Below are 10,464 nucleotides of genomic sequence, written 5' to 3'. Positions count from 1 at the left end.
ATACCGCCTATAATAAATATAATCCACGAAACTTCCCAGTTATTATAAGTAAAACTTACTATAAGGTAAATTAATAAAATTAATGAATTTAATATTGACTTTATTCTTCTTTCTAAAATTCTATCTTTATCACTTAACTTTTTCCAATTTATAAATTCAGCATATAATTCATCATTTATCATTGAAGTTGTAGGCTTATTATATCCATTATATATCAAAATTGAAGTTGCTATAGCTACCATTGCAAGAAGTAAAATTACCCCTATCCTGTCTTGTGGAAATCCTCTATCTCCTAAAAGTATTACTGGTGTTGGACATAGTATATATAACATTATTCCTATTGAATATCGTTTTGAGTATTTTTTTCTATATTCTTCACTTTCTTTTAAATCTTTTTCATTTTCTTTAATAATATTATTTATATTAACTCCATTTTCTATAGCTTTTAAATAAGCTTCTTCTTCATTTAATCCTGAGTCTAGTAAATCATTGTATTTTGAACTTATATTTGATATTAATTCTGATTTAATCTCATAAGTTTTTCTTGTTTTTGGCACTTCTTCAAACAAATTATCTACGTATTTTTTTATTTTTGAGTCCACCTATAATCCCCCCTAGATTATTTTGCTCATATAAATTTTCTTAATATATCTCCTGTAAATTATATATTTATAACATTTTATGTATTTGAAATTATATGTTTACTAATTTTTTAATAGTCTTAAATTAGGCAAAAAAATACACACTTGATAATCAAATGTGTATTTTTTCGCTATATTAATTTAATTCATTATTTTGCATTTGTTTTTTTGCATAAGCATTTTTGTCAGCCATTCCCTTAGCACCCACACTTGATGAGAATTGAGAGTTTGGTTCAACACTATCTTGCATATTCATTTCAGATACACTTTGTAAATTAGGTTGAGCATTATTTTGCATATTTGGTTGAACATTGTTTTGCATGTTTAGATTTCCACTATTTTGCATGTTCATCTCAGATACGCTTTGCATATTAGGTTGAGCATTATTTTGCATAGAATTTAATGATTGATTTTTCATAGAATTTTTCATTTTAAATAGTCCTTTTCTTGTTACCTATTTTGTTCCTTAATTATGATGTACTATTTTATTTTTTTAATTCGACAAAATTCAACTTTACATTAATTGCTTATTTGCTTAGTTAATGCTCCTTGTCTTTTTGAAGCCATTTTTTTATCAACAGTTTGACTTTCCTCTAATTGAGATTCAAACTCTGAGTTTCGTTGTGAATGATTCACCATAGATTGAAAATTTTGAGCTTCATTTTTGTATTCATCATATTTTTTAGACTTTTTCATATAATCACCCTTTCTTAATTTACTTAAGATTAGGTTATGATTTTTTAAAATTTTTAAACGATATAAAATTTACCTTATTAGTCTAAATTAAGTTTTTTACTTAAAGTATAATTAAGACTGATAAATAAAATAATAACTATAAATATATTTTCTAAAATTCCTATTGTAGTCACTTTTGTAAAAGCTTGAATGAAGTCTAGATTTGAAATATTTATTTGTGGTGTAAAATTATTAACAAAATCATAAATAACGCTTATAATTTTTCCTATTACAAAAAATGATATTATACTAACTACAGTTTTATGTTTAGTGAAAATAGGTAATTGAGCTATTGCTATCGAATTGTAAATAACAAATACAACTATAGATATACTACTTAAAGTTAATCCTACTACACTAGCAATTATTATAATATCTTGATTATTTCTAACTAATTCTTTTCCTGAAATCATTATATTACTTATAGAAAATGTTGTTCCATCTCCAAATAATCCTCCCACATTTGTAAATAATGCATTAGAATATATAATTACGGCCATTGCAGTAACTATCATAGTTAATAGCACCCATATTAAAGCAGATATATATTTTGATAATATAAGACTGCTACTTTTTACAGGAAGTGTAAACATTAAATAACCTTCATCTCCCAGTAAGTTCTTTTTAAATCGCTTAACTATAATTACTATAGTTAGGGTTGTTATTGCTATAAATAGCCCACCTATAACCATATTTATTATTCCTTGTGCCTCTATAAAAACATTTTTTCTTATAAATATAGTGTTTAGAGTTGTTATTGCTAGTATTGCAAAGTACATAGGTACAAAAAATTTAGCAGTTGATTTTAATTCATATTTTAATAATTTTCCTAACATTTAAATTCCTCCCTAAATAAAGCATCTATAGACATTCCTTTTTCTTCTCTAATTTCATCTACATTTCCTTTTAGTAAAATTTCTCCTTTAGAAATTATAATAACTTCATCACAAATATTTTCAATCTCATTTATAAGGTGTGTTGCAATTAAAAGAGTTGAATCTTCATTAAAATTCTTAAGTATAGTTTTTATTATATAAGCTCTAGATGCTGGATCAACTCCTCCTATAGGCTCATCAAGTATATATAATTTTGCATTTCTTGACATTACTAATATTAATCCTACTTTTTCTTTAGTCCCTTTAGACATAGATTTTATTTTTTCATTTTCTTCTAAATTTAAATTTTTAATCATTTCTTTTGCTTTATTTATATCAAAGTCTTTATAAAAATCACTAAATAATTTTAAAAGTTCTTTTACAGTCATATCTTCATTTAAATAGTTTCTATCTGGCAAGTAAGATACAATTTCTTTAGTTTTTACAGATGGTTTCAATCCATTTATAAAAACATTTCCTTTATCACATTGCGTTAACCCATTTAGCAACTTTATCATAGTAGTTTTTCCGCTTCCATTTGGACCTAATAAACCTACTATTTTACCTTTAGGTATGTTTAAATTAAACTCTTCTAATACTTGTTTCTTACCATACTTCTTATATACATCATTAAACTCAGCTATATTTTGACTCATATTAATCCTCCATTATATTATTTTTTACAATCTCTACAATTTCATTTTTTTTGTATCCTAATTGTATTAACTTTTCTTTTAGTGAATTTATTTCTCTGTCTGCTATTTCTTTTCTCATAAATTTAATTTTTTCTTCATCATTTGTCACAAATCTACCACTTGTTCTTTGACTATGCAGTAACCCTTCCCTTTCTAATTCAGCTAGAGCCCTTTGCATAGTGTTTGGATTTACTTCTGCTTCTGATGCCATATCTCTTACAGAACTTAGTTTAGAACCTATTTCAAATTCACCAGATATAATTTTCAACTTTAATATATCAATTAGCTGCAAATATATAGGTTTGTTATTATCAAATTCCCAAGTCAAATTGTATCACTTCCTTATTGTATTAATCACTTAATACAATAATATATGTTTTTACTTTGATATGCAACCTTTTTAATATATTTATATAAAAATGTATATAAGGTAATCTGTCTTATAATATTTTTTACTATTTATTCCATGTAAAATTTCGTTAAATATAATACATACTATATTAAAAGAGAGGTGAGAATGTTGCCAACTATAGGCTATAGAAATATAAAAACAGGAATAGCCGTATTTTTAAGCATAGTTATATATTCTCTGTTAGGTAGAACTGATTACTTCTATGTTTGTGTTGCAACTATATTATGTATGGGAAATACTATTGAAAGCTCTATAAATGCTGGCAAACATCGTATAATAGGTACTCTAATAGGTGGGTTATTTAGTGTGTTACTTATATGGTTAGTTAATTTCACTTCAATAAAATATACAAATCCGATTTTACTTGGTATTGGAATATCGACCGTTATACACCTATGTAATATGTTCAAAGCTCAAGAAGCTTGTAGTTTAGGTTGTGTAGTATTTTTAAGTATAATGATAAATTACACTAATGAAAATGCTATTTCTTATGTTTTTTAAGAACTTTCGATACTTTAATGGGTGTATTTATTGCCTTTTTAATAAATACAACTATAAAACCTTACGATACAAAAAATAATGAGGGTTAAATAACCCTCATTATTTTTAATTTATATTATGCTAATTCCTTAGCTTGTAAAACTTCTTCTTGTATAGTCTTAGTTACACCACATTCTTCATTTGTGTATTTAGTTTCAAAGTTTGCAATTTCTTTTACATCATCATGTCCATTTTTCATAGCATAACTATAATAAGCACTCTTCATCATCTCTAAGTCATTTAAATGATCACCAAAGACCATAGTTTCTTTATAATCTATATCAAACATGTCTTGCACTTTTTTAATTGCAAGTCCTTTATTTGTTCCAAAACTAGACATATCTAACCAATATTTACCTGAAGGAGTTAATGTTACCCCATCGATATTCGCACTTTTAAATATTGAATAACTATTAGTTTCAGCATCAGTTAAATCAAACATATTAACTTTAAATATTCCATCTTCTACATCTAATAATGAATCTACTTTTGTAACTGGCACATTCATAGGGAAAAGTATATTTAACTGTTTTAAAGCTTCTTCATCTTCTAAATATAGCCCCTTAGTCCCACATAACATAGGATATGCATTATCTACTTCACGCCCAAGTTCTACCAATTGCTTTATGGTATCCTTTTCCAAGAACTTTGAATATATACATTCATCTTTATAATATATTCCTGTTCCATTTTCACAAATAAATAATATTTCCTTTTTATAATCATCAAATTGATAAGATATATCTAAATAGTTTCTTCCTGTAGATATAGCAAACATTACATCTTTTTCTTTTAAAGCATTTATAGTGTCTTTAAAATCTTTTGGAATTTCATGATTACTATTTAGTAATGTCCCATCCATATCCGTTGCTATTAATTTAACCATCTAATCCCTCCTATTGTATAATAAACTTTATAAAAATCGCCGTTCACAATTTTTAATTTATATATTACTCTTATATTATACATAAAATCTACAAAAACTAAAAGTCATGTGCATAATATTGTAAATATTATGTATAATGTTATTTGTGTTTTGATTTTAAAATTTAACTAAATTTGAAAGAGGAAGTTTTATGGATGAAAAATTTTATGAAGATTTATTAAACATAAATACTATGGGTGAAAAACTTTGGGATTCTAGTGTTAACCACTACCACCCATATCAAGCTACGTCATATATCGCACTTGATATATTATTTAAAACATACACTATGGATAAAACGGATAATGTAGTTGATTTTGGATGCGGCAAAGGCAGACTTATATTCTATCTTAATAGTTTTTTCAAATGTAATGCTACAGGTATAGAAATGGATGAAACTTATTATCAGGATTGCCTAATCAATAAAGAAAATTACTTAGACAAGCATAAGCGACTTTCTAGTCAAATAGATTTTAATTGTATTTTAGGTCAAGATTACCAAATTAAGTCTGTAGAAAACAAATTCTATTTTTTCAATCCATTTTCAGTTACTATCTTTAGAAAAATAGTAAATAATATTTTAGATTCTTATGAAAAAAATCCAAGAGTTATAGATTTAATACTATATTATCCTTCAGAAGATTATATATATTTTCTAGAAAACAACACTGGATTTTTACTTTATGAAGAGGTCAAACTTCATGGATTGTATGAAAAGGACTGTTGTGAAAGATTTTTAATTTATAGGATGTATGCGTAAAAAATTCGCTTTGCTCATATCTCCACCAACTCCGTCCGTTGCTTAAAATATTTTTTATGCTCAAAACATAGTGTATTTATATAATTAAGTTTCATAGTTTTTTAACAGTTTTTAGTATTTATAATTTATTTAAGCATAAAAAAATAGCTGAAATTTATTCAGCTATTTTTTGTTTATCTATTTAATTAACTCCCAAGTATCATCGCTTCCTGGAGTTGTGTTTGTCCACCATTTAGCTTTATATGTGTGCCCATTATATCTTACAAGCTCTCCTCCTTGGCAAACTAATCCTTCATAATAATCTATACTTCCATCTTCGTTTGGAGTCACTATTTTTTGCCATGCTTGAGATTTATCTGGATCTTCACCTTTTACCCACCATTTAGCTACATATTTCTCTCCTTTAAATACAACTGAATCTCCCTCTAGATATATTTTATTCGAATCATATGTATCTTGTGATGGATCTGGCTTTTCTTTAACTGTTATTGTTCTTTGTTTGTTAGTTGTTAAACCTTCACTATCTGCTACAGAATAACTTATTTTGTAATCTCCAGCTTTAGTTGTGTCAACTTTCCCCTCTACTTTTATCTTAGATGTTAAATCTCCATCTTCTCTATCTGCAGCACTTACCCCTTCTAATTCGTCAAACTTATCTCCTACATATATAGTTTTATTGTCTATTCCATGTAATGTAGGTGCTTGATTCTGTTGAGGATCTCCTGGTTCTGCACCCTCTCCAAAAGTTTTGTATATATCTGTGAACTGATATTGACTTGTCACTCCTTTGTTAGTTTCTAACATAGCATCCCTATTCATTGACCAGAAAGATGTCATTCCTAATCCTTTTTCTATAGAGTGGTCAACAACTAACTTAGCCCAATCAGTTCCAAATATAGGGTGAGCTTCTCCTTCAAATCCAATAGACGAAGTTGTCCCTACTTTTTTATACGCTTCACTATCTGTTAAAGATATATTTGCGTATTTTTTAAAGTACTGTTGTACTTGATTTTTAGTATTATCAATAGCTCTTATAGAGGCTGTTCCATAATTTTCACCTGGTAGTAAAGTTCCATTTCCATAGCACATAGTCATTATATTTACAAGTTCTATATCTACTCCTTGAGATAGATATGCCTCTAAAACATCAAGTTGAACTGATGTTAATCCACTTGGTAATACAGGTAATGTTAATACTACATCTACTCCTGTTTCATCTTGAACTTTCTTTATAGCTTTAGCATTTGTTATGTTTAAGGCTTTACTTTGAGCTGCTCCTCCTTCAATATCTAAATCTATTCTTGTTAATCCATAGCCATCTACAATTTCTTTATATGTATTGTATAAGACATTTACATCTTGAGTTTGCTCCCAAAATGTAACCCCATTTAATCCTCCAAATGCTACCGTTACGTCTCCTCCAATATCTCTTAATTCTTTAATAGATTGTTTCATACCTTGATATTGTGTATTGTCATTATTATCTTCATTTAAAACAGAGAATCCACCCCATCCCCATTTCACCTTATTATTTTCAATTTTACCCGTTGATTGTATAAATCCTAAATTGAAGAATTTTACTCCACTATCTTCAGTTATTCTTTTTAAGTTTACAGTCCCATTATTTGTGTATCCAGGCTTTGTTATCCATGCAACCATGTCAACATAAGGTGCATTAACTTGAGTTGGCCACTCAATACCTTGCCCTACTCCAAAATTAACACTCTTATTTGAATAACTTATATTCGTAGCCTTATTTTCTTGTGCATTAACCTTTATTCCATCATACATTGAAATTCCTGATGCCATAATCATAGATACCATTAATGTGAATACTATTTTTTTATTTAATTTTTTTAAGTGTTTCATATTTACTCTCCCCTTTAATAATTATTTATTTTATAAATTCCCAAGAAGCATCACTACCTGGTACTGTGTTTGTCCACCATTTAGCCTTGTATACGTGATTATTATAGTTTACATGCTCTCCACCATTACAAATCATGCCTTCATAATAATCTATAGTTCCATCTTCATTTGGAGTTATTACCTTTTCCCATGCTTGAGATTTATCTGGATCTTCTCCTTTTATCCACCATTTAGCTATATACTTTTCGCCTTTAAATACAACTGAATCCCCTGCTAAGTATATTTTATTTGGATCATATGTATCTTGTGATGGCTCTTCACCTTTTTTTACTACTGTTATAACTCTCTCTTTTTCTGCTTTTGAACCTTTGCTGTCTTCAACTGAATAGACTAACTTATAACTACCCTCTTTATTCGTATCCACAGAACCAATAACATTTATTTTATTTGTTATGTCTCCGTCTTCATTGTCCGTAGCTGTTACCCCTGCTAATTTATCAAATGAATCCCCTATGTTTATAGTCTTATTATCTACACCATGTATTACCGGAGCTTGATTTCCTGGAGGTTTCACTTCTGAATCCTCTAGAATTGATTGTCTATACATATCTATACCATTATCAGACATTCGCTGAACAAGATCTATTCCTGATATATTTGCATCTCCCTTTAATTTAAAAGTATATGTTTTTCCAGGTTCTATATTTTTACCTTCCCAAACAGACTGTAAATCTACTATTGTATAACCATTTTCATAAGTGACGTTTCCAGCCATGTGATCGCCTGCTTTTAAAGCTTTATCACTTTTTATATATAATTTAGGAGCTTTTATAGTTTCAGCACCTTTTTCTACTGAGGCTAAAACATCCTGTGACTCTTGTAATACTTCATTATTTTTTATAGTTATCTCATATCCATTTTTATCTTCACCCCATTGTTCTTCATACGGGCTTATTGATGTTTTAACATCTAATTTTGAAAAAGTTATTTCATTTTGTGGTAATTTTCCACTTCCGAAAAGTCCCTCTTTAGATGCTTTTGTCAATTCATCTCTTTTACTAGAATCCGTTTTAGCATCTTGAGAGGCCATCCATCCTATCATACCTCCAAGGTTATTATCATTTACATATTTTGTTTTTTCTGTTATTGATTTTACATTATCATATGTAAAAAGCTTTCCAGTACTTTCATCATAAAGATACGGTGCTTTTGCTGTATCATCCCAATATTCTTTTAGTCCTGGATACTTTGATTTTAATTTATCTAAACTTCTGTATGACCATACTCCGCCCATGCGTCCTCCATCTCCTGACGCTAATGGAGCTTCATTTATAGCTCCTCTTGATGGTGTCTGATCTGCATCTTTTGTAGTTATTGAAGCCTTGTTAAAAATTCCTGGCAAAGAATTGTTACTACCTTTTTCAACTTTATCCCAGCCCCTGCTATAATAAGCTGCTCCTATTACAATTTTATCTTTTTCAGCTCCTTTATCTACTAGGTAATCAACAGTCTCATCTATTGATAAATTATTCCCCTTTATAGGGTCACTTTCGTTTGGATAAAGCGCTGTTTGATGACCGCTATATTCATCCCATGCTCCCCTCATGTCATAGGTCATTATATTTGCAAAATCTACAATATTGAAAAGTTTTTCTACATCTATGCCTAAATCGACTTTGCTCTTAGGCGCAGGTATTGCTACAGATAGTTCATAATCCTTACTTAGTTTACTACTTTGTTTATCAAGTTCTGTTCTGAATTCTTGTAAAAGTTTTATATAATTTTCTTTATCTGCTTTAGTTGCATTAGGTGTGCCTTCATCGTTTTTGTTGTCTACTAAATCAGGTTGCCTAACATCACATGGGTATTCCCAGTCAATATCTACAAAATCCATGTTTGTGTACTCAATAAATTTCAGTACATTTTTAACTAAATTTGCTCTTTTATCTGGATTTGCAGCTACTTCAGAAAAATCACCTGATTTTGACCATCCTCCAAGAGACACTCCTATTTTTAAGTTTGGATTTTTTGCTTTTAATTCTTGAAATGCACTTAATACACCAGCATTAGCAGCTCCCCATTGAACACCAGCTTGACCTACAGGTGCTCCAACAGCAGCATCTTTATCTGTAAATTTTAAGTTTCCATTTGAATCAAAATCTAAGAAAGCAAAATTCAAATGAGTTAATTTATCTGCTGGTATATCCTTTGGATAAAAGTTTTCCTGTCCTCCCCAAATTGACCAGTCTCCATAATACATAACATTTCTTTTTTGATTATGGTTAACTATGTTTTTAGAATGATTCGAAGTTTGTTCTTGCGCACTTACAATTATGCTATCACTTGAATATAACCCTTGTGTTATAAGCATAGACATCATTATAGCTACTAGCACTTTACTTCTGCGTTTCCTTAATCTTTTTAAATTTTTCATTCTTTCCCTCCAATTGGGCTATACTAGGTTAATCTTGATATAAAAACTAGACGCTTATAATCTCACACTCTTATGCATCTTATTAACCTTTGTTTTTTACTTAACAAAAAAAACCACTCCTAAAGAGTAGTTTAATGGTATAGTTAATAAGACATATAATAATGCCGTATAAAAACAAAAAGTATGTATACTCTTTGGCAACTGGCTGGCATAATATGTATAAACATACCTTAGCCCCTATAGCTTTGCGTCATTAGATTTCCCTAATTTTGCCTATTAAGTTTTTTTAAACAGATAATATTCACTATTTAGTGATTATTATCTGTTTAATTCACTGTAATTATAGCAGACATTTTTATGATGTACAACATAATTTTTATTATTTATTATTTGTTATTCTTATTTTTTCTTTTTTTAAGAATAAATATGGCTAAGCCTAAAATTAAAACTATTCCTAAAATAGATATTATCACTATATTTTGTACATTTGGAATTTTTGCTTTTACATGTATATTTTCTAAGTTTGATAAGTTTAAATTCCAGTTATAATTATATATTCCATGTCTCTTATACACACT

The 10,464-nt window shown here is 28.5% G+C and carries 12 protein-coding genes and 1 riboswitch; of the genes, 2 read left to right on the top strand and 10 right to left on the bottom strand.

Annotated features, from left to right (window positions below; genetic code table 11):
* The 6 genes from RWY47_RS10605 to RWY47_RS10580 all read right to left on the bottom strand — a co-directional run.
* Positions 1-602: hypothetical protein (locus RWY47_RS10605; protein WP_316030323.1), on the bottom strand; the 602-nt coding region annotated here is incomplete at its 3' end.
* Positions 603-777: 175 nt separating this feature from the next.
* Positions 778-1,071 (bottom strand): hypothetical protein, encoded by a 294-nt coding sequence (locus RWY47_RS10600; RefSeq protein ID WP_021430790.1) that lies wholly within the window; start codon positions 1,069-1,071, stop codon positions 778-780.
* Positions 1,072-1,160: 89 nt separating this feature from the next.
* Entirely contained in the window at positions 1,161-1,337 is a 177-nt protein-coding gene (locus RWY47_RS10595) for a hypothetical protein (RefSeq protein ID WP_021430791.1), read from the bottom strand.
* Positions 1,338-1,414: 77 nt separating this feature from the next.
* Entirely contained in the window at positions 1,415-2,212 is a 798-nt protein-coding gene (locus tag RWY47_RS10590) for a hypothetical protein (protein ID WP_025162653.1), read from the bottom strand.
* On the bottom strand, positions 2,206-2,907 hold the full coding sequence (locus tag RWY47_RS10585) for an ABC transporter ATP-binding protein (RefSeq protein WP_021430793.1): 702 nt from the start codon (positions 2,905-2,907) through the stop codon (positions 2,206-2,208). The genes RWY47_RS10590 and RWY47_RS10585 overlap by 7 nt, the downstream gene beginning before the upstream one ends.
* Before the next feature lies 1 nt (position 2,908).
* Complete coding sequence (locus RWY47_RS10580) at positions 2,909-3,274, bottom strand: GntR family transcriptional regulator (protein WP_021430794.1); 366 nt, start codon at positions 3,272-3,274, stop codon at positions 2,909-2,911.
* Positions 3,275-3,463: 189 nt separating this feature from the next.
* On the opposite strand from RWY47_RS10580, the gene RWY47_RS10575 reads away from it, so the two are divergent.
* The gene (locus RWY47_RS10575) at positions 3,464-3,859 is read left to right on the top strand and encodes an FUSC family protein (protein WP_224170239.1); all 396 of its coding nucleotides are present in this window, start codon (positions 3,464-3,466) and stop codon (positions 3,857-3,859) included.
* A gap of 115 nt (positions 3,860-3,974) precedes the next feature.
* Here the strand turns inward: RWY47_RS10575 and RWY47_RS10570 are convergent, their stop codons facing one another.
* The gene (locus RWY47_RS10570) at positions 3,975-4,784 is read right to left on the bottom strand and encodes an HAD family hydrolase (protein ID WP_224170238.1); all 810 of its coding nucleotides are present in this window, start codon (positions 4,782-4,784) and stop codon (positions 3,975-3,977) included.
* Between the two features lie 190 nt (positions 4,785-4,974).
* Here RWY47_RS10570 and RWY47_RS10565 point away from each other — a divergent pair, with 190 nt between their 5' ends.
* Complete coding sequence (locus tag RWY47_RS10565; RefSeq protein WP_224170237.1) at positions 4,975-5,583, top strand: class I SAM-dependent methyltransferase; 609 nt, start codon at positions 4,975-4,977, stop codon at positions 5,581-5,583.
* A 177-nt stretch (positions 5,584-5,760) separates the two neighbouring features.
* Here the strand turns inward: RWY47_RS10565 and RWY47_RS10560 are convergent, their stop codons facing one another.
* The 3 genes from RWY47_RS10560 to RWY47_RS10550 form a co-directional block, all read right to left on the bottom strand.
* Positions 5,761-7,452, bottom strand: coding sequence for an immunoglobulin-like domain-containing protein (locus RWY47_RS10560; protein ID WP_224170236.1), 1,692 nt, complete (start codon positions 7,450-7,452; stop codon positions 5,761-5,763).
* A gap of 25 nt (positions 7,453-7,477) precedes the next feature.
* Positions 7,478-9,886: a glycosyl hydrolase family 18 protein gene (locus RWY47_RS10555; protein WP_224170235.1), complete on the bottom strand. Its 2,409-nt coding sequence runs from the start codon at positions 9,884-9,886 to the stop codon at positions 7,478-7,480.
* A 193-nt stretch (positions 9,887-10,079) separates the two neighbouring features.
* Positions 10,080-10,170, bottom strand: a riboswitch (cyclic di-GMP riboswitch).
* Between the two features lie 102 nt (positions 10,171-10,272).
* A partial coding sequence (locus RWY47_RS10550; protein ID WP_316030322.1) for an LPXTG cell wall anchor domain-containing protein occupies positions 10,273-10,464 on the bottom strand: 192 nt, incomplete at its 5' end.

Source organism: Paraclostridium sp. MRS3W1, from assembly GCF_032465715.1.
Lineage (GTDB): Bacteria > Bacillota > Clostridia > Peptostreptococcales > Peptostreptococcaceae > Paraclostridium > Paraclostridium dentum.
The sequence above is the reverse complement of the archived record's forward strand: the minus strand, read 5'-3'. Positions and strand labels throughout refer to the sequence as shown.

Excerpts from the sequence above, each read along its gene's own strand:
- RWY47_RS10600 (WP_021430790.1), bottom strand. The coding sequence starts at position 1,071 with ATGAAAAATTCTATGAAAAATCAATCATTAAATTCTATGCAAAATAAT.
- RWY47_RS10595 (WP_021430791.1), bottom strand. The coding sequence starts at position 1,337 with ATGAAAAAGTCTAAAAAATATGATGAATACAAAAATGAAGCTCAAAAT.
- RWY47_RS10590 (WP_025162653.1), bottom strand. The coding sequence starts at position 2,212 with ATGTTAGGAAAATTATTAAAATATGAATTAAAATCAACTGCTAAATTT.
- RWY47_RS10585 (WP_021430793.1), bottom strand. The coding sequence starts at position 2,907 with ATGAGTCAAAATATAGCTGAGTTTAATGATGTATATAAGAAGTATGGT.
- RWY47_RS10575 (WP_224170239.1), top strand. The coding sequence starts at position 3,464 with ATGTTGCCAACTATAGGCTATAGAAATATAAAAACAGGAATAGCCGTA.
- RWY47_RS10570 (WP_224170238.1), bottom strand. The coding sequence starts at position 4,784 with ATGGTTAAATTAATAGCAACGGATATGGATGGGACATTACTAAATAGT.
- RWY47_RS10565 (WP_224170237.1), top strand. The coding sequence starts at position 4,975 with ATGGATGAAAAATTTTATGAAGATTTATTAAACATAAATACTATGGGT.
- RWY47_RS10560 (WP_224170236.1), bottom strand. The coding sequence starts at position 7,452 with ATGAAACACTTAAAAAAATTAAATAAAAAAATAGTATTCACATTAATG.
- RWY47_RS10555 (WP_224170235.1), bottom strand. The coding sequence starts at position 9,886 with ATGAAAAATTTAAAAAGATTAAGGAAACGCAGAAGTAAAGTGCTAGTA.